Genomic DNA, 23,188 nt, shown 5'->3' with positions numbered 1-23,188 from the left:
GCCGCGGGCGATCAGGTTCATGGCGCGGCGCCGGGCAGCCGCCCCGCCATGAACCTGATCGCCCTCAACAAGCCGTTCGGCACGATTTGCCAGTTTTCCGCGCACGAGACGCGGCCGTCGCTCGGCGACTGGGTCAAGACACCCGGCGTCTACGCGGCCGGCCGGCTGGACGCGGACAGCGAAGGCCTGCTGCTGCTCACCGACGACGGCGCGCTGCAGGCGCGCATCGCCGAGCCGCGCCACAAGCTCGTCAAGCGCTACTGGGCGCAGGTCGAGGGCGCGCCCGGCTCCACCGACCTGAAGGCGCTCGCGCGCGGCGTCGACCTGGGCGACTACGTGACGCGCCCGTGCCGCGCCGAATTCATCGAGCCGCCCGACGCGCTGTGGCCGCGCAATCCGCCGATTCGCCACCGCGCGGCGATCCCGACGACGTGGATCGAGCTGGCGATCACCGAAGGCAAGAATCGGCAGGTGCGCCGCATGACGGCCGCCGTGGGCTTCCCGACGTTGCGCCTGGTGCGCGTCGGCATCGGCGCACTGGACATATTCGCGCTCGGCATTGCGCCGGGAGAAACAATTGCACTGCCGCCGCGCGCGCCGTGGGACGGTTTCGCGCCCGCCGGATGACGATTTCGGGACACGCACACTTTTCGTCATTTTTTTCGTCAACCACCTGCGAAGATCGCGCGTTAAACCTCGCAGATGCCAACCTTAGCTATCCGGCATTGGCAGCCGAACCGTGTTTGCGTCACGAAAGCGACGTTTTTTTCGAATACGATTCGGCGCCCGCAGCGCAAAGAGAAATTTCTTGGAGCGTCTGTCAACCGAAAGGTGGATGGCACCGTTAGACGTCATGACTCCTATTGCCGGGTCATTTGGTTAATTAACTAAAGCTGAGGAACACAACATGAACAAACTGATCGCCGCTCTGGTCGCTGGCCTCTTCGCAACGGCTGCTTTCGCACAAGCATCGGCACCGGAAGCTGCTCCGGCAGCTGCTGACGCTGCTTCGGCACCGGCTAAGCATGCTAAGAAGCACGCTCACAAGAAGGCACACCACAAGGCATCGAAGAAGGCTGCAGCAAGCGACGCAGCAGCACCGGCAGCTGCTTCGAACTAAGTAAGCAAGCTGTAATAACGCAGTCAAGAACACGCAGTCTTGCCGTTCTTACGGCGTTGAAAGGCAGATCACCGCAAGGCGATCTGCCTTTTTCTTTTTGTGCCCGCCCGCACGCATCGCGTACCATGCGGGTCTCGTTTTCCAGATAGGAGCCTTGCTGTGCAATTCTCCCTGCGCTCGTCGCTCGGCCGCCTTGTGCGCGCCGCCGTGTTTCCCGCCGCCCTCGCCGCCCTCGCGTTCGGCATGCAAGCCGCCAGCGCGCAGATGCCGCCCGGCGCCAAGCAGCCGAGCGAGTTCCCGCGCGTGAAGCTGCGCGCCGGCATGTACGTGATCGACGCGGCCGTCGCCGCGAACGACGCCGACCGTGAACAGGGGCTGATGTACCGCTCGCAGCTCGCGCCGAACGAAGGCATGCTGTTCGTGTTCAACGAGAACGCGGTGCACTGCTTCTGGATGAAGAACACGCTGATCCCGCTGTCGATCGCGTTCGTCCGCGCGGACGGCACGATCACCGACATCGACGAGATGAAGGCCGAGACGACCGACAACCACTGCCCGCGCAACAACGGCGTGTATGCACTCGAAATGAGCAAGGGCTGGTTCGCGGCGAAGGGCATCAAGCCCGGCATGAAGCTCGACGGTCTGCCGCAGGCCCAGTAACGGCCCTCGCCGCGGCGTCGCGCCGCGCACCGACCGAAGCCGGCCGCCCGTTGCGCGCCGGCTTTTTTTACGCGCCGCCCGCAGGCACCGACTTGATTCCGCCGGCGCCGGCCGCATCTGCAAAAGCCACGCGCAAGCGCTATGCTTTAAGTCTCGCTTGTCCAGCCCGGGCCAGCCCAGCCGGCCCGCTTACGATCCGAACCTAAGGAGGTTCACGTGCCCCGCAAAACCCCCATCGAGCGCTATCGCAATATCGGGATCAGCGCTCACATCGATGCCGGCAAAACCACGACGACCGAGCGCATCCTGTTTTACACCGGCGTGAGCCACAAGATCGGTGAAGTGCACGACGGCGCGGCCACGATGGACTGGATGGAGCAGGAGCAGGAACGCGGCATCACGATCACGTCGGCGGCGACCACGGCCTTCTGGAAGGGCATGGCCGGCAACTATCCGGAACACCGGATCAACATCATCGACACGCCCGGGCACGTCGACTTCACGATCGAAGTCGAGCGCTCGATGCGCGTGCTCGACGGCGCGTGCATGGTCTACGACTCGGTCGGCGGCGTGCAGCCGCAGTCCGAGACCGTGTGGCGCCAGGCGAACAAGTACAAGGTGCCGCGCATTGCGTTCGTCAACAAGATGGACCGTATCGGCGCCGATTTCTTCCGCGTGCAGCGGCAGATCGGCGAGCGCCTGAAAGGCGTCGCGGTGCCGATCCAGATTCCGATCGGCGCGGAAGATCATTTCCAGGGCGTCGTCGATCTCGTGAAGATGAAGGCGATCGTCTGGGACGACGAAAGCCAGGGCGTGAAGTTCACGTACGAGGACATCCCTGCAAACCTCGTCGAGCTCGCGCACGAATGGCGCGAGAAGATGGTCGAGGCCGCGGCGGAAGCGAGCGAGGAACTGCTCGAGAAGTACCTGCACGACCACGAATCGCTGACCGAGGACGAGATCAAGGCCGCGCTGCGCAAGCGCACCATCGCGAACGAGATCGTGCCGATGCTGTGCGGCAGCGCGTTCAAGAACAAGGGCGTGCAGGCCATGCTCGACGCGGTGATCGACTACCTGCCGTCGCCGGTCGACGTGCCGGCGATTCTCGGCCACGACTTCGCCGATCCGGAAAAGCCGGCGGAACGTCATCCGAGCGACGACGAGCCGTTCTCGTCGCTCGCGTTCAAGATCATGACCGACCCGTTCGTCGGCCAGCTGATCTTCTTCCGCGTGTATTCGGGCGTCGTCGAATCGGGCGACACGGTGCTCAACGCGACGAAGGACAAGAAGGAACGGCTCGGCCGGATCCTGCAGATGCACGCGAACGAGCGCAAGGAAATCAAGGAGGTGCGCGCGGGCGACATCGCGGCGGCCGTCGGCCTGAAGGAAGCGACCACCGGCGACACGCTGTGCGATCCCGCCAAGCCGATCATCCTCGAGAAGATGGAGTTCCCGGAGCCGGTGATCTCGCAGGCCGTCGAGCCGAAGACGAAGGCCGACCAGGAAAAGATGGGCCTCGCGCTGAACCGCCTCGCGCAGGAAGATCCGTCGTTCCGCGTGCAGACCGACGAGGAATCCGGCCAGACGATCATTTCGGGGATGGGCGAGCTGCACCTCGAAATCCTGGTCGACCGGATGAAGCGTGAATTCGGCGTGGAAGCGACCGTCGGCAAGCCGCAGGTCGCGTATCGCGAGACGGTGCGCACAACGGCCGCCGACGTCGAGGGCAAGTTCGTCAAGCAATCGGGCGGGCGCGGCCAGTACGGCCATGCGGTGATCACGCTCGAGCCGAACCCCGGCAAGGGCTACGAGTTCCTCGACGAGATCAAGGGCGGCGTGATTCCGCGTGAGTACATCCCGGCCGTCGACAAGGGCATCATCGACACGCTGAAGAGCGGCGTGCTCGCGGGCTACCCGGTCGTCGACGTGAAGGTGCACCTGACGTTCGGTTCGTACCACGACGTCGACTCGAACGAAAACGCGTTCCGGATGGCCGGCTCGATCGCGTTCAAGGAAGCGATGCGCAAGGCGAAGCCCGTGCTGCTCGAGCCGATGATGGCGGTCGAGGTCGAGACGCCCGAGGAATTCATGGGCAACGTGATGGGCGACCTGTCGAGCCGGCGCGGCATCGTGCAGGGGATGGAGGACATCGCGGGCGGCGGCGGCAAGCTCGTACGCGCCGAGGTGCCGCTCGCCGAGATGTTCGGCTATTCGACGTCGCTGCGTTCGGCAACGCAGGGCCGCGCGACCTATACGATGGAGTTCAAGCAGTATGCGGAGACGCCGGCCAACGTATCGGAAGGCGTGATCAGCGCGAAGACGAAGTAAGCACGGGGCGCTCGCGCCCTGTTGCATGCAGGCGAGGCCCGTCCGGTTCCGGACGGGCTTTTTTTTGCCGGCGCGCCGCTCCGCGGCACGGTGCATCGGTCAGAGCATTTCGAGCGCGCGCTTGCTGCGCGGCGGGCGGAAGTACGCGTCGAGCTGCGCATGCTCGTCGCCGGTCAGCACCAGATCGAGTGCCGCCCGATTGTCGCGCACGTGTTCGATCCTCGCAGCCTTCGGGATCGCCAATACGCCCGGCCGCGCGAGCACCCACGCGAGCGCGACCCGCAGCACCGATACGCCGCGCTGCCGCGCGATCTCGTCGAGCGGCGAACGCTTCGGCAGCCGCCCGTGATCGACCGGACTGTAGGCCATCGCGGGCATCCGGCGCCCGGCGAGCCACGGCAGCAGGTCGAATTCCGGGCCGCGCCGTGCGACGTTGTAGAGAATCTGGTTGGTCGCGCACGCGGCTCCGCCCGCTTCGCCGACGAGCTCGGCCATGTCGGCCGTATCGAAGTTGCTGACGCCCCAGTGACGGATCTTGCCCGACCGCCGCAACGCCTCGAAGCCATCCACCGTCTCCTCGAGCGGCACCGAGCCGCGCCAGTGCAGCAGGTACAGGTCGAGGCGGTCGGTGCGCAGGCGCTTGAGGCTCGCGTCGCAGGCGGCGACGACGCCGCGCCGGCTCGCATGGTGCGGATACACCTTGCTGACGAGGAACACGTCGTCGCGCAGGCCCGCGAGCGCCTCGCCGACAAGCGTCTCGGTCGCGCCCTCGCCGTACATCTCCGCCGTATCGATCAGCGTCATCCCGAGCTCGACGCCCTCGCGCAGCGCGGCGATCTCGTCCGCACGCCGGGCCGGCCGCTCGCCCATTTCCCAGGTGCCCTGGCCGAGTTTCGGCACCGTCTCGCCGTCCGGCAGGACGACCGTGGCAATCGTGTCTGTCATGCGCTCCTCGCTGCGGATAGGGGCCGCGCATCGCGCGCCCGGGCATCGAATTCGACGCATCAGTGTAGTCAATCGGCGCGCCGACGGCCTATTGCAGGGCAAAAACCGGCTATAACAGCGCCGCATGATGACTTAGAATGGCCGCAACCTGATCGACACGCATCCCATGAAGGCACCCACGGACGACCGCTGGCAGGACCTGCGCCCCGACCCCGACAACGACACGCCGCTCTACCTGCAACTCGCCCGCAAGCTCGGCGACGCGCTCCACGACAACCGCTGGACGGCCGGCGAGGCACTGCCGTCGGAGCGCGTGCTGTCCGACGCGCTCGGCGTATCGCGCATCACCGCGCGCAAGGCGATCGCGCTGCTCGTCGAGCAGGGCCTGATCCGTCGTACGCAGGGCGCGGGCAACTTCATCCAGCCGCGCTATGAAGATCCGCTGTCGCGGCTGTCGAGCTTCAGCGAAATGCTCGAGCGCCGCGGCTTCAGGCCGAGCTCGCAATGGCTCGCACGCGAGATCCAGCCCGCGAACCGCGACGAGGTGATCCAGCTCGGGCTGTCGCCCGCCGCATCGGTCACGCGCCTGAAGCGCCTGCGCCTGGCCGACAACATCGTGATGGCCGTCGAGAACTCGACGTTCCCCGCGACGCTGATTCCCGACCCGGAGGCGATCGGCGATTCGCTGTACAGCTATCTCGAGGCGCGCGGCACGCCGATCGTGCGCGCGCTGCAGCATTTCCGCGCGGTCAACGCGACCGACGAGATCGCCGACCAGATGGGCATCGCGCCGCACGACGCGCTGCTGCTGATCACGCGGATCGGCTATACGTCGGACCAGCGCGCGATCGAACTGACCGATACCTACTGCCGCAACGACTACTACGACTTCGTCGTCGAGCTGCGCAAGTAACGCCCGCCGCGCCGCCGGCGCTCACAGCCAGCGCGCCTCGTCGGCGCCGAGCGGCACGGGCGGCCGCGCGAACGCCGGCGGCGTCGCCGACAACCGCTCGGCCGGCCGCACGGTCCTGAGCATCCCGAACGGCGACGCGACGCGCTCGAACCGCTCGCGTAAATCGGCGGGCCCGAAATCGGGCGCCTGAAGGCCGTCCGGCACGACGCCGAACGACTGCAGCCAGCGCCCCGTCTGCGCGAGCGACATCCGCACGTGCCAGCTGCCCCCTTCGCGGGCCCGGCGCGCGAGCGCGATCATCGCGCCGAACGCCGCCAGATAACCCGTCGCGTGATCGAGCGCCTGGCACGGCAGATGGCGCGGTGCGCTCGCGTGCGCGGCCTGCTGCTCCTGCCACGCAATCCCGCTTGCCGACTGCACGAGGCTGTCGAAGCCGCGCCGCTGCGCCCACGGCCCTGCGTGCCCGTACGCCGATACCGTGACGCACACGATGCCGGGCCGCAGCGCCGCCAGCGCCTGCGGCGCGAAGCCGCGCGCCGCGAGCGCGCCGGGCCGGTACGACTGCAGGAACACGTCCGCATCGCGCGCAAGCGCGCGCAGCGTCTCGACGCCCGCCGTGTCGCGCAGGTCGATCCACGCCGAACGCTTGCCACGCCCGTTGTCGATCACCAGCGGCGCGATGTTCGGCAGGTGCGGGCCGTTAATGAGCAGCGTCTGCGCGCCGTGCGACGCCAGCGTGCGGCCCGCGACCGGGCCCGCGATGATGCGCGTGAGATCGAGCACGCGCACGCCGGCGAGCGGCTGGCCGGCCGCGCCGCGGCCGATCGGCTCGACCGGCGCATCGCCGATCCGCTCGATCTCGAACAGCGGCAGCGACGCGATCGCATGCGCCTGCTCGTGCGCCGCCCATTCATCAGGGGTTCTGATCAATGCCGCGCAGAGGCCCGCCTCGGCAAGCGCCGTGTCGAGCGCCGCACCACGCCACGTGCGGATCGCGGCGGCGACGTCGGCATGCTGCTCGCCGCAACCGAGCACGTCGAGGATCCCCTGCAGGTGATGCGGAAAATTCGCGTGCAGTTGAATCCAGCGCCCGTCGCCCGTCTCGAAGAAGCCCGTCACCGGATGACGCAGCTCCGGCGGCGGGCCGTCGTCCACGCGCAGGTAGCGTTCGCTGCGGAACGCGACGAGCGCGTCGCGCACCGACACGTCGACGGACTGCGCGACGCCCGTGCGAAGCCGGTGGCATTCGGCCGCCGCGAGTCCGGCCGCCGCGATCGTCGCGGCGGCGAGCGTGCCGACGTGACATGTCGACGGCAGCGTCGGGTCCTGCCCGGTGACGGTCGCGCGGGCCAGCGCGCCGGCGTCGCCGCCGGCGAGTTGCCAGAGGTGCGTCAATGCGAGTTCGGGTGTCATGGCGAAGTGAGCGGTGGAGGAGACGGAATCGAGTCTAGAATTCGCGACAGGCGCGATCAATCTTGATTGCGCGAATCAATACATAACGAATAGTTGTAGCGTGGCCATGCTTCATGCATCCCGACAGGAGCGACCTGCATGACATCCCTCAGCGCGCAGGAAGCCGCCGGCGCCCTCGGTGTCAGCGTGAGCACGCTCTATGCGTATGTGAGCCGCGGCCTGCTGCGCTCGCTGCCCGACGGCGCGACCAGGCGCCGCCGCTACGACGCGGACGAGGTGCGCCTGCTGGCGCGCCGCCGGGCCGACGCGAAACGCGCGGGCGCGGTGGCCGAACGCTCGCTCGACTGGGGCGTGCCGGTGCTCGAATCGCGCATCACGCAGATCGCCGACGGCCGCCTGCGCTACCGGGGCGCCGACGCGATCGCGCTCGCCGGTTCGGCCACGCTGGAGGAAACCGCCGCCCGGCTGTGGGACTGCCCGCCCGCGCGGCTGGCGACCGCGTCGCCCGGATCGAGCGGCTTCGACGCGGGGTGCTGGGTGGACTGGATGCGCAGCTGGACACATCTCGCGCCGCTCGAACGCGCGCTCGTGCTGCTGCCGGCCGCGGCTGCGTCGTTACCGCGCCGGCAGGCACGGAATCGCGATGCGCAACTCGACACAGCGGCGCTGCTGCTGCGCATCGCCCCCGCCGCGCTGGCCGCGATCGCACCCGGCGACGCCCCCGTGCACCGGCAACTCGCAACCGCCTGGCAGGTCACGCGCGACGACGAAGCCGACCTGCTGCGTCGCGCGCTCGTGTTGAGCGCCGATCACGAACTGAATCCGTCGACCTTTGCCGTACGCTGCATCGCGTCGACCGGCACGCCGCTGTTCGGCGCGATCGCGGGCGGCCTTGCGGCGTTGTCGGGCCCGCGCCACGGCGGCGAGACCTTCCGCACAACCGCACTGCTCGACGACGCGATCCGCACCGCCGACCTCGACCGCACCCTCGCAACGCGCGTCGCGCCCGACGGACGCACGACGGGCCGGCGCGGCACGCTCGCCGGCTTCGGCCATCCGCTCTACCCCGGCGGCGATCCGCGCGGACGGGCCTTGCTCGATGCATTGCAGGCAACCGTGCCGGACCGCCCGGCGCTGCGCACGGCCCTCGCGTTCGCCGCGCGCGTCGAAGCGGCAACGGGTCTGCGCCCGACGATCGACTTCGCCCTTTCGGTGCTGCAGCGTGCGCTGGCGCTGCCGGACGGCGCGGCGTTCGTGCTGTTCGCGGCCGGCCGCACGGCCGGCTGGATCGCGCATGCGCTCGAGCAATATGCGGACGGCAAGCTGATCCGGCCGCGGGCGCGCTATGTGGGCAGCGACACGGCCGCGTGACGCCGGCCGTCGCGCCACGCGACGAACGGCCGCCACCACGCACCCGCCGCCAGCGCGGCCGGCACCGCGAGCGGACCGAACGCGAATGTCGCGCCGCACGGCCCGGCGCTGACCCACACGCGCATGCCGGGCAGCAATGTCAACGACGCGCCGGCGCCGAGCCAGTGATCGTCGGGCCGACCCTCGATCGTCACCCATGCCTCGCCGTCCGCCACCTGCAGCGCGGTGCGATCGACAATCCGCCACCGGCCCGCCGGCTCGTCGCCGTCGATCACGTAAAGTCGCAGTTCACGCATGGCAGCCTCCTGGTCGCATGGGTCCGATGACACCAGTATTTCGGACAGTGTCAGCACAGGGACAGGTACGGCTGCAGACACTTCCGGCTGAACTGTACTGGTCAATTCGAGAGGACGGGCCGCGCCGGCCCGGGCCCGCGCAGCCGCCTGCGCCAAACCTGCACGGCGCGGCGGCTTTCCCTACAATGTCGGCTGTCCCGCGCCACCGCCCCGCCCTCATGTTCCAACGCCCGCCCGCCGCCGCTCCCGGCGAAAAGAACCTCACCGTGATGCTCTGGCTCGTCGCGACGGGCTTCTTCATGCAGACGCTCGATTCGACGATCGTCAACACGGCGCTGCCGTCGATGGCCGCGAGCCTCGGCGAATCGCCGCTGCGCATGCAGTCGGTCGTGATCGCGTACTCGCTGACGATGGCGGTGATGATCCCCGTGTCCGGCTGGCTCGCCGATACCTTCGGCACGCGGCGGGTGTTCTTCAGCGCGATCCTGGTGTTCTCGCTCGGCTCGCTGCTGTGCGCCAACGCGCATTCGCTGCAGCAACTCGTCGCATTCCGCATCGTGCAGGGAGTCGGCGGCGCGATGCTGCTGCCGGTCGGGCGCCTCGCGGTGCTCCGCACGTTCCCGGCCGAACGCTACCTGCCCGCGCTGTCGTTCGTCGCGATTCCCGGCCTGATCGGCCCGCTGATCGGGCCGACGCTCGGCGGCTGGCTCGTCAAGATCGCGTCGTGGCACTGGATCTTCCTGATCAACGTGCCGGTCGGCGTCGCGGGCTGCATCGCGACCTTCTATTCGATGCCCGATGCGCGCAATCCGGCCGTCGGCCGCTTCGACCTGAAGGGCTACCTGCTGCTGACGATCGGCATGATCGCGATCTCGCTGTCGCTCGACGGCCTCGCCGATCTCGGGATGCAGCACGCGGCCGTGCTCGTGCTGCTGATCCTGAGCCTCGCCTGCTTCGTCGCGTACGGGCTGTATGCGGTGCGCGCGCCGCAGCCGATCTTCTCGCTCGAGCTGTTCAGGATCCACACGTTCAGCGTCGGGCTGCTCGGCAACCTGTTCGCGCGGATCGGCAGCGGCGCGATGCCGTACCTGATCCCGCTGCTGCTCCAGGTGAGCCTCGGCTACTCGGCCTTCGAAGCAGGGTTGATGATGCTGCCGGTCGCGGCGGCCGGGATGTTCTCGAAACGGATCATCACGCGCCTGATCACGCGGCACGGCTACCGCAAGGTCCTGCTCGTGAACACGATCATGGTCGGCGTGATGATGGCGAGCTTCGCGCTGATGCGCGACACGGTGCCCGTGTGGGTGAAGGTCGTGCACCTCGCGCTGTTCGGCGGCTTCAACTCGATGCAATTCACCGCGATGAACACGCTGACACTGAAGGATCTCGGCACCGGCGGCGCGAGCAGCGGCAACAGCCTGTTCTCGCTGGTGCAGATGCTGTCGATGAGCCTCGGCGTCACGGTCGCGGGCGCGCTGCTCGCGACGTTCACCGGCATGCTGCGCGCCGTGACGCCAAGCAACACGCTGCCGGCCTTCCATGCGACGTTCATCTGCGTCGGGATCATTACGGCCGCGTCCGCGTGGATCTTCGCGCAGCTCGCACCCGAGATCCGCGGCACCGCACGCAAGACCGATCCGTCCGAGCGCGCCTGACGCACGGCGCGCGCCGTTTCGGACGGTGCGCCGCCGCGCCGCGCACCATGACGGTGCATTCGGCCCGATGACACGCGCCTCGATGCCCCGTTCCGTGGCCGCGACGGGCCGCCGCACGGGGTACGTTGCCGTGCACGCTTCTTGCTCGCCTATTCTGTAGGTAAACTGGCAGCCTTCCTTCGGCCGACATCATGAGCATGATCGAACTCGATCCCCCCGGCTTTCAACCGCCCCGCCCCGTCGCCGGCGATGACGGGAACCGGCGCACCGTGCTGTACGGCGGCTACACCGTGTTCAGCGTGTTCCAGCCCGTTTTTTCGGTGTCGCACCGCCGCGCGATCGGCTATCACGCGTCGCTGCGGGCGCACGACGAGGAAAACCGCCAGGTGGCGTCGCACGAGGTGTTCACGCAGGCGGCCCGGCGCGGCGACCTGCTCGAGCTCGGCCGGCTCGCCGAATCGCTGCATCTCGGCAACTTCCATGCGTTCGACAGCCACGACGAATGGCTCTTCCTGAGCCTGCATCCGGCCGCGCTGATGGACACCGTCTACGGCGACGCGATGCTCGCGAACCTGAAGGCGCTCGGGCTGCCGCCGCACCGCGTGGTGCTCGAGGTGCCCGAGCAGGCGGGCGGCGAAACGCCGCGCTACGCGGCGATCATCGACGGGCTGCGCAAGGCCGGCTTCCTGATCGCGCTCGTCGGCTTCGGCGCGAAGCATTCGAACATCGACCGCGTGTGGCACCTGCATCCCGACATCGTCACGCTCGATCGCGGCATCCTCGCACAGGCGAGCGAGCACTCGCATCTCGAGCGCGTGCTGCCGGGGCTGGTGTCGCTGCTGCACGAATCCGGCCAGCTCGTGTTGATGGGCGGGCTCGCGACCGAGCGCGACGCGCTGATCGCGCTGGAGTGCGACGTCGATTTCGTGCAGGGCCAGTACTTCGCGGGGCCGAGCGTCGAACCCGTGCAGCCGCAGGCTGCCGCGGGCTGCATGGATACGCTGTCGGCCGCGTTGCGGCTGCGTGTCGCGCAACGCGAGCAGACCCAGGCGGAACGGCTCGCGCCGTACGTCGCGGCGCTCGAGGAAGCGAGCCGCCGGCTCGGCGCGGGCGAACCGCTCATCGACGCGGCCGCGACCGTGCTCGGGCTGCCCGAGACCGCGCGCTGCTTCCTGCTCGACGCATCGGGGCGCCAGATCGGCGACAACGTGCTCGCGCGCGGCAGCGTCTCGCAGCGCGCCAAGCGCTTCCGGCCGCTGCTGCATTCCGAAGGCGCAAGCTGGGAGCGCCGCCCGTACTTCATCGACGCGATGCGCGCGCCGGGCCGCGTGCACCTGACGGCGCCCTACCTGTCGATCAACGAGGCGCACCTGTGCGTGACCGCATCGATCGCCGCGCCCGTCGCAGCCGGCATGCAGGTGCTCTGCGTCGACATCAACTGGGAAGCGGCGCTCAGCCGCGAGTGAGCGCGGCGCCGGCCGCCTTGCGCACGATCAGCCGGTGCACGCGCTTGCCGGACGATGCGCTGACGACCTCGTACTCGTCGATCACCTGCGCGCCGGCGCCGAGCGCCGCACGCATCCGCGCCGAATCGAGTGGCGTGTAGAGGCGGCCGCGCTCGTCGCGCGATGCGCCGTTCCCGGCCACCCGCCAGCTCAGGTACAACGTGCCGCCCGGCATCAGCAGATCGGCCAGCCGCGCGACCGCCGCCGCCGCGTCCGCCTGGTCGAGATGCATGACGACCGTTTCGCACAGCACGTTGCGGAACGCGCCCGACGGCACGCCGGCCAGGGCCGGCAGCGCGGCCAGTTCGAAAGTCAGGCCGGGATGATGGCGTCGCGCCTCGTCGAGCAGCGCGGCGCTCGCATCGTAGCCGCGCACGTCGAAACCGCGCGACGCGAGCCAGGCGGTGTCGCGCCCCGCGCCGCAACCGACGTCAGCGGTCGGCCCCGGCGAGAAATGCTGCTCGAGCAGCGCGTACATGTCGTCTGGCGCGGCCTGGTCGAGCCAGTCCTGCGCATATTGCGCGGCATGGGCATCGTAGGCGTCGAGAGTCGGGCGATCCACCATGGCGCTTGCTCCGCATAGGCGTCGAATGACGCACTCCGCATCTTAGCCGTTGCGCCGCGCCCGTGGCGTCACGGCCGGCCCGTGCGGCGAGGCCCCGCGCGAAGCCTCGCTACGCCGGGCGCACGGCGTCGGCACGCGGCGCCTGCGCGGCCAACTCGGCCCATAGCGCATCGCCGCGCCACGCCGGGCGGGCCTGGGCACCCTCCGCATCGTGGACGAGCGCGCACAGTCGCGCGTTGACGGGCGCCTGGCCGCCGAAGCGTTCGGCCAGCCGCACGACCTCGCCGTTGATCCACTCGATCTCCGTCGCCCGGTGCGCCGCGAGATCGTCGGACATCGACGAACGCGCGAGCGGATCGATCGCGAGCATCCGGCCGCCGAGCACGCGAAACGCGCCATCGGGCAGGTCGAGCACGGCCGGAATCCACGCGGCCGGCAGCGGTGTCAGCCGCGCGGGGCGGATCGCGGCCCGCGCGAGCCAGTGCAGCGCTTCGCGCTGGGCGAGCGCGACGCAGCGCCGGTACGCGCGTTGCGCGAGTTCGTCGCGCAGCGGCAGGTTCGCGAGTGCGTTGACCGCGTTGTTCAGGTTGAGCAGCAGCTTCGCCCACTGCACGGCCGGCATGTCGCGATGCAGCGCGAGCGGCAGCCCGGCGCGCGCGAATGCATCGGCGAACGGCTGCAGCGCGGGCGACGCAGCGGCCGCGAGCGCGCCCGCCGAACCCTGGTGAAACGCGCCGGGCCCGCGCTCGATCACGTTGAACGGCACCATGCCGGCCAGCACGGTCGCTTGCGGCAGCGCGTCGCGCAGCAGGTCGGCATTGTGCAGGCCGTTCTGGAAGCTGACCACGACCGTACCGGGACGCAACACGCCGGCCAGTTGCGCGGCGGCGTCGCGGGTCGCGGCCGATTTCACCGCGACGAGCACGAGCCGCGCGGCGGCCGCGGCGGCGGGATCCGTCGTGAACACGACATCGGCCGGCGCGAGCGTCGCGCGATAACCGTGCTGATCGGTCAGCGTGAGCCCGTGTCGATGGATCGCATCACCGATCCGCGCCCGGCCGACCAGCGTCACATTCGCGCCGGCGGCCGCGAGCCGGCCGCCGAGATAACAACCGACGGCGCCCGCGCCGATCACGCAAACCGGCGCGTCAGACATGCGAGTGCGCGCCGCCGTGCACGGGCCCGGCCCGGCGCTCGACCTCGCGGCGCACGTCGCCACGCAACCCCGCGAAGAACGCGACTTCGGCGACGACGAACAGCGGCCCGACGATCAGGCCGACCAGATCGTCGACGAACGCGGGCTTGCGCCCCTCGAACCAGTGCCCGACGAACTGCACGATCCAGCCGACGACGAACGCGCCGATGCCGACGCCTAGCCATTGCGCGGTCGGCAGCAATGCCAGCGCCTGCGCGGCCCACAGGCCGAGCGCGAACAGCGCGGCCATCACGACCCCGAAACGCCGGTCGAGACGCAGGTAGAACAGCACGGACACGACGGCAAGCAGCAGCGCCGGCGACAGCGCGATGCCGGACACCGTCCCGACCACCGGCCTCGACAGCAGCACCTCGACCGCGAACACGATCATCGGAATGCCGACCAGGTGCGTCGCGATGTTGCGCGCGTCGCGATGGTAGGCCGCATACTGGGAAAGATGGTCTTCGAGCGTCTTCATGGCGTCTCCTGGTCGGTCGTTGAGCGCTATGATGCGCGTCACGCCCCAGAACCTCTGTCAGCTACCCGACATCGCGTGCCCATGCCCTCTTCGCTCGCCCCGTATCTGCCGCAGATCGAAGCGAACCCGTGGTTCGCGGCGCTGCCGGCCGCGTTGCGCGCGGATCTGCTCGCGCGTGCGGCGCTGCGCCGGCTGCCGGCCGGCCACGCGCTGTTCCGGCGCGGCGACCCGCCGTGCGGGCTGTACGCGGTGCTGGCCGGTTCACTCACGATAGGCGCGGTCGACCCGCAGGGCAAGGAGGCGCTGCTGACGGTGGCCGAACCCGTCACCTGGTTCGGCGAGATCGCGCTGTTCGACGGCCAGCCGCGCACGCACGACGCGATCGCGCTCGACGACGCGCTGCTGCTGCACATCCCGCAGGCCGCGCTGCTCGCGATCCTCGACGCGACGCCCCAATACTGGCGGCAGTTCGCGCTGCTGATGGCGCAGAAGCTGCGCCTGAGCTTCCTGACCGTCGAGGCGATGAGCGTGATGCCGGCCGCGCAGCGGCTCGCCGCGCGCCTGCTGATGATCGCCGAAGGCTACGGCGGCATCAGCGCCGGGCGCACGCGCGTGCGGCTGTCGCAGGAAACGCTCGCGTCGATGCTGTCGCTGACGCGGCAGACCACCAACCAGTTGCTGAAGGCGCTGCAGGCCGACGGCGTCGTGCGGCTGCATGTCGGCGAGATCGAACTCGTCGACATCGAAGCGCTGCGGCAGGCAAGCGGGCTCGGCGACGGGGCGCACTGAACGGCGTGGCGCGATCGCGGCGACTCGTCCGTCCGCTCCGCGTCGCGTGTTGAATCCGTTAGCCGCCCCCGCCCGTTCCCGTCATCCGTAGCCGGTGTCGCTCGCCCGGGCGTTCCGGCGCATGCCGCCCTGGGCCATCGCGATCGCAAGCGCGACGCGCGGCCGGATGCCCGGCATGGTCGCGCGCCCCGGCAAACGCGGTACTTTCCCGCGGGACAAAAACAAAAAGCCCTCGAAACGAGGGCTTTTCGTGGGGTGCCGCGCGCCATGGCGGCGCGCTGGCGCCGGACCTTACGCGAAATTCTTCGCTGCGAAGTCCCAGTTCACGATGTTCCAGAACGCTTCGACGAACTTCGGACGTGCGTTGCGGTAGTCGATGTAGTACGCGTGTTCCCACACGTCGATCGTCAGCAGTGCCTTGTCGGCGGTCGTCAGCGGCGTCGCTGCGTTGCTCGTCGACACGATGTCGAGCGAACCGTCGGCCTTCTTCACGAGCCATGCCCAGCCCGAACCGAACGTGCCGACCGCGGCCTTCGTGAACGCTTCCTTGAACGCGTCGTACGAACCCCACTTCGCGTTGATCGCGTCGCCCAGCGCGCCCGTCGGTGCGCCGCCGCCGTTCGGCGACAGGCTGTTCCAGAAGAACGTGTGATTCCAGATTTGCGCGGCGTTGTTGAAGATGCCGCCCGACGACTTCTTGACGATCTCTTCCAGCGACAGGTTTTCGAATTCCGTGCCCGGGATCAGATTGTTCAGGTTCGTCACATAAGCCTGATGGTGCTTGCCGTAGTGGTACTGGATCGTCTCGAGCGAGATGGTCGGCGCGAGCGCGTCTTCAGCGTACGGGAGCGGCGGGAGCGTATGAGCCATGGCAATTCCTTCGTTGAGTATGTAGGGGGGCTGTGTTGGATGCTGCCGAGCGTCCGATTGTAGGCGAGGACGAATAACCCCGCAAACTCACGGGCCATTTATCCGCGGTATGCGGCAAAGCGGCGTTTGCGCAACGTCCGGCCACGCGAGCCGGCGCTGCGCCGCATGCGTTCAGCTTCCCGGGACGCCGGTTTCGTCCCGTCGCTTCGCTTGCGCCGGTTGCGTCAGATCGTATCGCTCAGCCGCGGCTGCACGTCGGCAAGCGACACGTCGGCCGAGCCTTCGGCGAGATGCACGGTCAGGCGCCGCTGCGGCTTCAGCGCGTTCGGCGTGCGCACCGCGCGGCCCGTCTGGGCGTCGATCAGCGCCGCATAGCCACGCTCGAGCGTGCGCTGCGGACTCAACACTTCGAGCCGTGCCGCACAGGCCGATACGCGGGCCGTGTCACGCTCGTGACGGCGCTGCAAGGCCAGCGCGAGACGTTGCGACAACCCCGCGAGCGCCTGCTGCGCCCGTGACGGATCGGGCCGCGCGCGCTGCCAGCGCAATTGCGCGAGCGCGAAGCGCGCGCGTGCGTCGCGCACCGGCCGCGACGCCGCCGAAGCCAGCCGCACCGCGAGCTGCTCGATGTGCGTACGCTGCCGCTGCAGCCGCTCGGCCGGACTCACGAGCCGGCGCGCAAGCCAGTCGAGCTGCTGCGCGCGCTGTTCGAGCCGGCGCGCCATGCCGCGCGCGAGCGCACGCCGGCGATCGTCAACCTCGCGCAGCAGCAGCGCGCGCTGCGGACTCGCGAGTTCGGCCGCGCCGGTAGGCGTCGGCGCACGCACGTCCGCCGCGAAATCCGCGATCGTGAAATCGGTTTCATGGCCGACGCCGCTGACGACCGGCAACGCGCTCGCCGCGATCGCGCGCGCCAGCGCTTCGTCGTTGAACGACCACAGATCCTCGATCGAGCCGCCGCCGCGGCACACCAGCAGCACGTCGACCTCGCGGCGCGCATTCGCGGTCTCCACGGCCGCGACGAGCTTTTCGGCGGAACCGGCGCCCTGCACGGGCGCCGGATAGACGATCACCGGAATGTGCGGCGCACGGCGGGCGATCGTGGTCAGCACGTCGCGCAGCGCGGCGGCCTGCAACGACGTGACGATGCCGATCGCGCGCGGGTGGGCCGGCAGCGGCCGCTTGCGCTCGGCGGCAAAAAGCCCCTCGCCCTCGAGCTGCGCCTTCAGCCGCAGGAATGCCTCGTACAGGCGCCCCTGCCCGGTGCGACGCACGGCCTCGACGTTGAGTTGCACTTCGCCGCGCGGCTCGTACATCGTGACGACCGCGCGCACCTCGATCCGGTCGCCTTCGCGCGGCGTGAACTCCGCGTACTGGGCGCGGCCGCGGAACATCACGCAGCGCATCTGCGCCTGCTGATCCTTGATCGAGAAATACCAGTGGCCGCTGGCGGCGCGCGTGAAGTTCGACACTTCGCCCGAGATCCACAACAGCGGAAACGAGCGCTCGAGCATCGTCGAAATCGCGCGATTGAGCGACGAGACGGGAATCACTTCGTCGCCGCCGCGGGTCGCGCCCGGTGCGGCAAAAGGAGAGTCGGAGAGCATGGACGGTCGGATGAATGCTGGCGGCGACACGATAGTCCGACGCGCGCGCGGCGTCCAGCGCCGGCCGCATTCGGCGCGATGCGCAGAAGGTGTCCACACTCTGGCAATCGTCCTTCTGAAACGCGCGAAAACCGCTGAAAACCCCAGACGATTCCCGATAACGCATTGATTTTTATATATTTTTAAATCTTTCGGAACGATTCTCATCCGATTCGAGGCCCGCCCGGCGGGCGTTCGACTCAATCCCGCGCGGAGTTCTTCACAGAGTTATCCACAGTCCGCCTCGATCCGGCCCCTCGAACCGCCGCGACCGGGCCCGCTTGCCGCGTTCGCCCGCGGCGCGCTAGAGTGCCGCCTTCCGCAGCCCCTGCGGCATGTACCACCCACCGGAGAATCCGCCTTGACGAATCCGTCCCACGCCGCGGCGCACGACGCGCCGCGCCCGGCCCGATGAGCGCGCCCGGCGGCCCGCTCGCCCGGCTCGAAGCGCGCCTGACACGCGAATGGCAGCGCCGCGGCGCGCTCGCGTGGGCGCTGACGCCGTTCGCGTGCGTGTTCGGCCTGTGCGCGGCGCTGCGGCGCACCGCCTACGCGCAGGGCTGGAAGCAGCCGGTCGATGTCGGCGTGCCCGTCGTCGTGGTCGGCAACGTGACCGTCGGCGGCACCGGCAAGACGCCCACCGTGATCGCGCTCGTCGACGCGTTGCGGGCGGCCGGCTTCACGCCCGGCATCGTGTCGCGCGGCTACGGCGCGAACGTGACGGCGCCGCTTGCCGTCACGCCCGCGTCGCGCGCGAGTGCGGCCGGCGACGAGCCGCTGCTGATCGCACGCCGCACCGGCGCGCCCGTCTGGGTATGCCCCGATCGCGTCGCGGCCGCGCAGGCGTTGTGCGCCGCACATCCGGACGTCGACGTGATCGTCAGCGACGACGGCCTGCAGCACTACCGCCTCTCCCGCACGGTCGAGCTCGTCGTGTTCGACCACCGGCTCGGCGGCAACGGCTTCCTGCTGCCGGCCGGGCCGCTGCGCGAGCCGCTGTCGCGGCACCGCGACGCCACGCTCGTCAACGATCCGTACAGCGGCGCGCTGCCGCCGTGGCCCGACACCTACTCGCTGACGCTCACGCCGGGCGCCGCATGGCACCTCGACCAGCCCGCGCTGCGCCGCCCGCTGTCGCAATTCGCGAACGAGCGCGTGCTCGCCGCGGCCGGCATCGGCGCGCCGGAACGCTTTTTCGCGACGCTGCGCGCGGCCGGCCTCGCACCCGCGACGCGCGCATTGCCCGACCACTACGCGTTCGCCGACAACCCGTTCGTCGACGACGCCGTCGATGCGATCCTGATCACCGAGAAGGATGCAGTAAAATTGGGCGCTTCCTGGCGCGACGCTCGACTGTGGGTCGTCCCCGTCGAAGCCGCGCTCGACCCTCGCCTCATTGCCCTCGTTGTGGAGAAACTCCGTGGACGCTCGCCTGCTTGAAATCCTTGTGTGCCCTATCTGCAAAGGCCCGCTCCACTATGACCGCGCCGCGCAGGAGCTGATCTGCAACGCGGACAAGCTCGCCTACCCGATTCGCGACGGCATTCCCGTGATGCTGGTCGACGAAGCGCGCCAGACCGTCGAAGGCACGCCGGTCGACCCGGCCGGCCGCTGACCGGCTCGACGCCCCGCCCGGCCGTGGCCGGCCCGCGGCGGGGCGCCCAACCCCGCGCGGCGACCGACCCGGGACACGCCGCCTGCTCCGTTCTTCTCACCGCACCTCCCCGATGACCCACCCGCAACCCTTCATCGCCGTCATCCCCGCACGGCTCGCGTCGACGCGACTCCCGAACAAGCCGCTCGCCGATCTCGGCGGCAAGCCGATGGTCGTGCGCGTCGCCGAGCGCGCGCGCGAAGCGGGCGCGCAACAGGTGCTCGTCGCATCCGACGCGCAAAGCGTGCTCGATGCGGCGCGCGATCACGGCTTCGAAGCGGTGCTGACGCGAGCCGACCATCCGTCCGGCACCGACCGGCTCGCGGAAGTCGCGGCGACCTTCGGGTGGAGCGACGACACCGTCGTCGTCAATGTTCAGGGCGACGAACCGCTGATCGACCCCGTGCTCGTGCGCGACGTAGCGTCGCACCTGGCCGCGCACCCGGCCTGCGCGATCGCGACGGCCGCCCACCCGATCCATGACGCGGCCGACGTATTCAACCCGAACGTCGTGAAGGTCGCGCTCGACGCGCAGAGCGTCGCGCTGTACTTTTCGCGCGCGCCGATTCCGTGGAGCCGCGACGCATACCAGCCGCACTGGCCCGACGTCGCGGCCATGCCGGCGCCGGCTTTCCCGGTCTACCGGCACATCGGCCTCTATGCGTATCGCGCGCGTTTCCTGCGCACGTACCCGACGCTCGCGCAAGCGCCGATCGAACAGGCCGAGCAGCTCGAACAGCTGCGCGCGCTGTGGCACGGCGAGCGCATCGCGGTGCTGATCACCGAGTCCGCGCCCGAAGCCGGTATCGACACGCCAGCGGATCTCGCGCGCGTGCAGGCCCTTTTTCGGCCGGGTTCAAAATAACCCGTGGCATAATCAGGCGATTGTGCGAGCCGTCCGCGACCAGCGCGTCCTCGCTTGACCCCGCCCGCGGCCCTGCCGGCAGCCGCGCGTCGCCACAGCCGACGCGTCGCATCAGACCGGCCGGCCGCGCGCCAGGCAAGCGCCACGTCCGCCGTCGCCGACGCCTTCAGGGCTCGCCACAGGAATCTACATACTCGGAGATATCACCATGCGTTTGATTCTGTTGGGCGCGCCCGGCGCGGGAAAGGGCACCCAGGCAAACTTCATCAAGGAAAAATTCGGCATCCCGCAAATCTCGACCGGCGACATGCTGCGTGCGGCCGTAAAGGCCGGCACGCCGCTCGGTATCGAAGCGAAGCGCTTCATGGACGAAGGCAAGCTCGTGACGGACGACCTGATCATCGGCCTCGTCAAGGAGCGCCTGAAGGACGCCGACTGTGCGAACGGCTATCTGTTCGACGGTTTCCCGCGCACGATCGCGCAGGCCGACGCCATGAAGGAAGCCGGCGTCGCGATCGACTACGTGCTCGAGATCGACGTCCCGTTCTCCGAAATCATCGAGCGCATGAGCGGTCGCCGCACGCACCCGGCATCGGGCCGCACGTACCACGTCAAGTTCAACCCGCCGAAGGTCGACGGCCATGACGACGTGACGGGCGAACCGCTGATCCAGCGCGACGACGACAAGGAAGAAACCGTCAAGAAGCGTCTCGAAGTGTACGAAGCGCAGACCAAGCCGCTGATCACGTACTACGGCGACTGGGCGCAGCGCGGCGAGGAAAACGGCCTGAAGGCGCCGCAGTATCGCAAGATCTCGGGCCTCGGCAGCGTCGAGGAAATCCGCGAGCGAGCGTTTGACGCACTGAAGTAAGCAACCGCGTCGCGCACCCGCAAGCCGCCCTCGCCGGGCGGCTTTTTTTTACCCGGCCGGTTGTCGTACGATCGTTTTTCGTACCTGCTGCACGATGGCGCCCCGTACAATCGGCTGCACACGTGTACTGCGGCGACGACCGGCGCGCCGGCGTTTCAGCCTTGGCGCGCGAGCGCGTTGCATGGGACCTTCCCGGGCGCTAGCGCCAAGGGCGGTCGACCGCGTTGCATGGGACCTCCCCAGGCGCTGAAGCGCCAAGGGCGGTCGACCGCGTTGCATGGGACCTCCCTAGGCGCTGAAGCGCCAAGGGCGGTCGACCGCGTTGCATGGGACCTCCCTAGGCGCTGAAGCGCCAAGGGCGGTCGACACGGAGACAGTGATGGATATTCGCGGCAACGTGTTTCTGATCACCGGCGGCGCATCGGGCCTCGGCGCCGGCACGGCGCGGATGATCGCGCAGGCTGGCGGCAAGGTCGTGCTCGCCGACCTGAACGATACGGCCGGCACCGCGCTCGCATCCGAACTGGGCGGCGCCTTCGTGCACTGCGACGTGTCGAGCGAAACCGACGCCCGGACGGCCGTCGACACGGCAACGCACGCAGGCACGCTGCGCGGCCTGGTCAACTGCGCCGGCATCGCGCTCGCCGCGAAGACCGTCGGCAAGGACGGCGCGCATCCGCTCGACGCGTTCGCCCGGACGATCAACGTGAACCTCGTCGGCACCTTCAACATGATCCGGCTCGCAGCCGCCGCAATGGCCGCCAACGCACCGACCGAGGAAGGCGAACGCGGCGTGATCGTCAGCACCGCGTCGGTCGCCGCATTCGATGGACAGATCGGCCAGGCCGCGTACGCAGCGTCGAAAGCCGGCGTCGCGGGCATGACGCTGCCGATCGCTCGCGACCTGTCGCGCAGCGGCATCCGCGTGATGACGATCGCGCCCGGCCTGTTCGAAACGCCGATGCTGCTCGGCATGCCGAAAGACGTCCAGGACGCGCTCGGCGCAATGGTGCCGTTCCCGCCGCGACTCGGCAAACCGGCCGAATACGCGCTGCTGGTGCGCCAGATCGTCGAGAATCCGATGCTCAACGGCGAAGTGATCCGCCTCGACGGCGCGATCCGGATGCAGCCGAAATAAGCGCAAATAAAAAACGCCCGCAACCGCGGGCGCTTTTTCATCCGGAAGGCGGCAGGACCGCGACGGCTCAGTCCTCGCCGTCCCGCTGCATCCGCTGCCGCAATTCGCTCACCTGCGACTCGACGACGGTCGCGTCGTCCGCATCCGGCCGCTCGCCGAGATACTGTTCGAGATCCTCGAGCGCGGGGCGCAGGTAGTCGAGCCGCGCATAGGCGAAACCGCGGTCGCGAACCTCGTCGAGCTGCTCGGGCAGCAGGATCACGAGCCGCTGCTGCACGGCCAGCAGCCGCTGCCAGCGCTCCGTCTGAAGATAGATCGTCTTCAGGTTGCGCAGCATCCGCGCGATGATCTCGCGGCTCGCCGCCGGCTGCAGCAACGCGCGCAATGCGCTGTCGACCGCGCCGGCCGCGCGCGCGACATACGGCTCGAGCATCTCGACCATCTCCGCCTCGGACAGCGAATGGCCGTTGGCCGGATCGATGATCAGGTCGCCGTCCGGCAGCGTGACGCGCAACAGGAAGTGGCCCGGGAACGATACGCCGCGCGCCGGCACGCCGATCTGCTCGGCGAGTTCCAGGTACAGCACCGACAGCGAGATCGGGATCCCGCGCCGCCGCTTCAGCACGGCGTTCAGGTGGCTGTTATCGGGGTCGTAATAATCGTTGTGGTTGCACGCGAAGCCGAGCTCGCGGAAGAAGAAGTCGTTCAGCGCGACGACGCGGCCCTTCAGGTCCGCATCGTCGGCGAGCCGCCGGCGCAGCCGCGCCGCCAGCATGTCGAGTTCGGCCAGCGTACCCTGCAGGTCGAGGTCGGGATACGCGTCCTGCGCCAGCGACAGCGCGGCCTCCGTGACGGGCAGGCTGTCGTCGTCCGCCACGAGCGTGCTGAAGTAGTCGAGGACGCGGGTCATT

The 23,188-nt window shown here is 69.1% G+C and carries 23 protein-coding genes; 14 read left to right on the top strand and 9 right to left on the bottom strand.

The genetic code is table 11. The annotated features are described in order from the left end of the window. The first annotated feature begins 48 nt into the window (after nt 1–48). The 4 genes from GQ57_RS30990 to fusA all read left to right on the top strand — a co-directional run bounded on the left by GQ57_RS30990 (nt 49) and on the right by fusA (nt 4,108). The gene (locus tag GQ57_RS30990) at nt 49–627 is read left to right on the top strand and encodes a pseudouridine synthase (RefSeq protein ID WP_031398504.1); all 579 of its coding nucleotides are present in this window, start codon (nt 49–51) and stop codon (nt 625–627) included. Between the two features lie 280 nt (nt 628–907). Continuing rightward, nucleotides 908–1,120 carry a hypothetical protein gene (locus GQ57_RS40610; RefSeq protein WP_075122913.1) on the top strand — a complete coding sequence of 71 codons (213 nt, stop codon included), beginning with the start codon at nt 908–910 and terminating at the stop codon, nt 1,118–1,120. Between the two features lie 159 nt (nt 1,121–1,279). Beyond that, entirely contained in the window at nt 1,280–1,780 is a 501-nt protein-coding gene (locus tag GQ57_RS30985; protein ID WP_031398505.1) for a DUF192 domain-containing protein, read from the top strand. 216 nt (nt 1,781–1,996) lie between these two features. Continuing rightward, entirely contained in the window at nt 1,997–4,108 is a 2,112-nt protein-coding gene (gene fusA / locus GQ57_RS30980; RefSeq protein ID WP_031398506.1) for an elongation factor G, read from the top strand. 99 nt (nt 4,109–4,207) lie between these two features. On the opposite strand, the gene GQ57_RS30975 is transcribed toward fusA, so the two are convergent. After that, the gene (locus GQ57_RS30975; protein ID WP_034199851.1) at nt 4,208–5,053 is read right to left on the bottom strand and encodes an aldo/keto reductase; all 846 of its coding nucleotides are present in this window, start codon (nt 5,051–5,053) and stop codon (nt 4,208–4,210) included. Between the two features lie 166 nt (nt 5,054–5,219). Between GQ57_RS30975 and GQ57_RS30970 the strand changes: the two genes are divergently transcribed. Beyond that, entirely contained in the window at nt 5,220–5,966 is a 747-nt protein-coding gene (locus GQ57_RS30970; RefSeq protein ID WP_031398508.1) for a GntR family transcriptional regulator, read from the top strand. A gap of 21 nt (nt 5,967–5,987) precedes the next feature. Here GQ57_RS30970 and GQ57_RS30965 read toward each other — a convergent pair whose 3' ends face one another. Further along, a complete protein-coding gene (locus GQ57_RS30965; protein WP_034199850.1) occupies nt 5,988–7,379 on the bottom strand; it encodes a CoA transferase in 1,392 nt (463 codons plus the stop codon). A gap of 138 nt (nt 7,380–7,517) precedes the next feature. Between GQ57_RS30965 and GQ57_RS30960 the strand changes: the two genes are divergently transcribed. Then, nucleotides 7,518–8,750 (top strand): citrate/2-methylcitrate synthase, encoded by a 1,233-nt coding sequence (locus GQ57_RS30960; protein WP_034199849.1) that lies wholly within the window; start codon nt 7,518–7,520, stop codon nt 8,748–8,750. On the opposite strand, the gene GQ57_RS30955 is transcribed toward GQ57_RS30960, so the two are convergent. Next, the gene (locus GQ57_RS30955) at nt 8,723–9,046 is read right to left on the bottom strand and encodes a DUF2917 domain-containing protein (RefSeq protein WP_031398511.1); all 324 of its coding nucleotides are present in this window, start codon (nt 9,044–9,046) and stop codon (nt 8,723–8,725) included. The genes GQ57_RS30960 and GQ57_RS30955 overlap by 28 nt on opposite strands. 218 nt (nt 9,047–9,264) lie before the next feature. Between GQ57_RS30955 and mdtD the strand changes: the two genes are divergently transcribed. Next, nucleotides 9,265–10,701 (top strand): multidrug transporter subunit MdtD, encoded by a 1,437-nt coding sequence (gene mdtD, locus GQ57_RS30950; protein WP_031398512.1) that lies wholly within the window; start codon nt 9,265–9,267, stop codon nt 10,699–10,701. 191 nt (nt 10,702–10,892) lie between these two features. Beyond that, nucleotides 10,893–12,167 (top strand): EAL domain-containing protein, encoded by a 1,275-nt coding sequence (locus GQ57_RS30945; protein ID WP_031398513.1) that lies wholly within the window; start codon nt 10,893–10,895, stop codon nt 12,165–12,167. On the opposite strand, the gene GQ57_RS30940 is transcribed toward GQ57_RS30945, so the two are convergent. The 3 genes from GQ57_RS30940 to GQ57_RS30930 form a co-directional block, all read right to left on the bottom strand. Continuing rightward, nucleotides 12,154–12,771, bottom strand: coding sequence for a methyltransferase domain-containing protein (locus tag GQ57_RS30940; protein ID WP_031398514.1), 618 nt, complete (start codon nt 12,769–12,771; stop codon nt 12,154–12,156). The two genes, GQ57_RS30945 and GQ57_RS30940, sit on opposite strands and share 14 nt — an antisense overlap. A 109-nt stretch (nt 12,772–12,880) precedes the next feature. Further along, on the bottom strand, nt 12,881–13,927 hold the full coding sequence (locus GQ57_RS30935) for a 2-dehydropantoate 2-reductase (RefSeq protein ID WP_034199852.1): 1,047 nt from the start codon (nt 13,925–13,927) through the stop codon (nt 12,881–12,883). After that, nucleotides 13,920–14,444: an Mpo1 family 2-hydroxy fatty acid dioxygenase gene (locus tag GQ57_RS30930; protein WP_034199848.1), complete on the bottom strand. Its 525-nt coding sequence runs from the start codon at nt 14,442–14,444 to the stop codon at nt 13,920–13,922. Before GQ57_RS30930 ends, GQ57_RS30935 begins: the two co-directional genes overlap by 8 nt. A gap of 81 nt (nt 14,445–14,525) precedes the next feature. Between GQ57_RS30930 and GQ57_RS30925 the strand changes: the two genes are divergently transcribed. After that, a complete protein-coding gene (locus GQ57_RS30925; protein WP_034199847.1) occupies nt 14,526–15,233 on the top strand; it encodes a Crp/Fnr family transcriptional regulator in 708 nt (235 codons plus the stop codon). 291 nt (nt 15,234–15,524) lie between these two features. Here GQ57_RS30925 and sodB read toward each other — a convergent pair whose 3' ends face one another. Both sodB and xseA read right to left on the bottom strand, forming a co-directional pair. Further along, on the bottom strand, nt 15,525–16,103 hold the full coding sequence (gene sodB / locus GQ57_RS30920) for a superoxide dismutase [Fe] (protein WP_011352986.1): 579 nt from the start codon (nt 16,101–16,103) through the stop codon (nt 15,525–15,527). 224 nt (nt 16,104–16,327) lie between these two features. Then, a complete protein-coding gene (xseA, locus tag GQ57_RS30915; protein WP_031398518.1) occupies nt 16,328–17,710 on the bottom strand; it encodes an exodeoxyribonuclease VII large subunit in 1,383 nt (460 codons plus the stop codon). Nucleotides 17,711–18,160: 450 nt separating this feature from the next. Between xseA and lpxK the strand changes: the two genes are divergently transcribed. The 5 genes from lpxK (at nt 18,161) to GQ57_RS30890 (ending at nt 22,277) form a co-directional block, all read left to right on the top strand. Then, nucleotides 18,161–19,189: a tetraacyldisaccharide 4'-kinase gene (gene lpxK, locus GQ57_RS30910; RefSeq protein ID WP_034199846.1), complete on the top strand. Its 1,029-nt coding sequence runs from the start codon at nt 18,161–18,163 to the stop codon at nt 19,187–19,189. Next, a complete protein-coding gene (locus GQ57_RS30905; RefSeq protein WP_010090898.1) occupies nt 19,170–19,364 on the top strand; it encodes a Trm112 family protein in 195 nt (64 codons plus the stop codon). The genes lpxK and GQ57_RS30905 overlap by 20 nt, the downstream gene beginning before the upstream one ends. 112 nt (nt 19,365–19,476) lie before the next feature. Beyond that, entirely contained in the window at nt 19,477–20,268 is a 792-nt protein-coding gene (gene kdsB, locus GQ57_RS30900; RefSeq protein ID WP_034199845.1) for a 3-deoxy-manno-octulosonate cytidylyltransferase, read from the top strand. A 208-nt stretch (nt 20,269–20,476) separates the two neighbouring features. Beyond that, complete coding sequence (gene adk / locus GQ57_RS30895; protein WP_031398521.1) at nt 20,477–21,139, top strand: adenylate kinase; 663 nt, start codon at nt 20,477–20,479, stop codon at nt 21,137–21,139. Nucleotides 21,140–21,518: 379 nt separating this feature from the next. Then, nucleotides 21,519–22,277: a 3-hydroxyacyl-CoA dehydrogenase gene (locus GQ57_RS30890; protein ID WP_031398522.1), complete on the top strand. Its 759-nt coding sequence runs from the start codon at nt 21,519–21,521 to the stop codon at nt 22,275–22,277. A gap of 67 nt (nt 22,278–22,344) precedes the next feature. Here GQ57_RS30890 and GQ57_RS30885 read toward each other — a convergent pair whose 3' ends face one another. Next, nucleotides 22,345–23,187, bottom strand: coding sequence for a SirB1 family protein (locus tag GQ57_RS30885; RefSeq protein ID WP_031398523.1), 843 nt, complete (start codon nt 23,185–23,187; stop codon nt 22,345–22,347). Nucleotide 23,188 lies beyond the last annotated feature (1 nt).

It is taken from the genome of Burkholderia sp. MSh2 (assembly GCF_000731655.1).
Classification (GTDB): Bacteria; Pseudomonadota; Gammaproteobacteria; order Burkholderiales; family Burkholderiaceae; genus Burkholderia; species Burkholderia paludis.
The sequence above is the reverse complement of the archived record's forward strand: the minus strand, read 5'-3'. Positions and strand labels throughout refer to the sequence as shown.

Coding starts and splice junctions, on each gene's coding strand:
- GQ57_RS30965 (WP_034199850.1), bottom strand. CDS start 7,379: ATGACACCCGAACTCGCATTGACGCACCTCTGGCAACTCGCCGGCGGC.
- lpxK (WP_034199846.1), top strand. CDS start 18,161: ATGAGCGCGCCCGGCGGCCCGCTCGCCCGGCTCGAAGCGCGCCTGACA.
- GQ57_RS30930 (WP_034199848.1), bottom strand. CDS start 14,444: ATGAAGACGCTCGAAGACCATCTTTCCCAGTATGCGGCCTACCATCGC.
- GQ57_RS30945 (WP_031398513.1), top strand. CDS start 10,893: ATGAGCATGATCGAACTCGATCCCCCCGGCTTTCAACCGCCCCGCCCC.
- adk (WP_031398521.1), top strand. CDS start 20,477: ATGCGTTTGATTCTGTTGGGCGCGCCCGGCGCGGGAAAGGGCACCCAG.
- mdtD (WP_031398512.1), top strand. CDS start 9,265: ATGTTCCAACGCCCGCCCGCCGCCGCTCCCGGCGAAAAGAACCTCACC.
- GQ57_RS30960 (WP_034199849.1), top strand. CDS start 7,518: ATGACATCCCTCAGCGCGCAGGAAGCCGCCGGCGCCCTCGGTGTCAGC.
- GQ57_RS30925 (WP_034199847.1), top strand. CDS start 14,526: ATGCCCTCTTCGCTCGCCCCGTATCTGCCGCAGATCGAAGCGAACCCG.
- GQ57_RS30940 (WP_031398514.1), bottom strand. CDS start 12,771: ATGGTGGATCGCCCGACTCTCGACGCCTACGATGCCCATGCCGCGCAA.
- GQ57_RS30955 (WP_031398511.1), bottom strand. CDS start 9,046: ATGCGTGAACTGCGACTTTACGTGATCGACGGCGACGAGCCGGCGGGC.
- GQ57_RS30975 (WP_034199851.1), bottom strand. CDS start 5,053: ATGACAGACACGATTGCCACGGTCGTCCTGCCGGACGGCGAGACGGTG.
- xseA (WP_031398518.1), bottom strand. CDS start 17,710: ATGCTCTCCGACTCTCCTTTTGCCGCACCGGGCGCGACCCGCGGCGGC.
- GQ57_RS30970 (WP_031398508.1), top strand. CDS start 5,220: ATGAAGGCACCCACGGACGACCGCTGGCAGGACCTGCGCCCCGACCCC.
- kdsB (WP_034199845.1), top strand. CDS start 19,477: ATGACCCACCCGCAACCCTTCATCGCCGTCATCCCCGCACGGCTCGCG.
- GQ57_RS30990 (WP_031398504.1), top strand. CDS start 49: ATGAACCTGATCGCCCTCAACAAGCCGTTCGGCACGATTTGCCAGTTT.
- GQ57_RS30885 (WP_031398523.1), bottom strand. CDS start 23,187: ATGACCCGCGTCCTCGACTACTTCAGCACGCTCGTGGCGGACGACGAC.
- GQ57_RS40610 (WP_075122913.1), top strand. CDS start 908: ATGAACAAACTGATCGCCGCTCTGGTCGCTGGCCTCTTCGCAACGGCT.
- GQ57_RS30890 (WP_031398522.1), top strand. CDS start 21,519: ATGGATATTCGCGGCAACGTGTTTCTGATCACCGGCGGCGCATCGGGC.
- GQ57_RS30935 (WP_034199852.1), bottom strand. CDS start 13,927: ATGTCTGACGCGCCGGTTTGCGTGATCGGCGCGGGCGCCGTCGGTTGT.
- sodB (WP_011352986.1), bottom strand. CDS start 16,103: ATGGCTCATACGCTCCCGCCGCTCCCGTACGCTGAAGACGCGCTCGCG.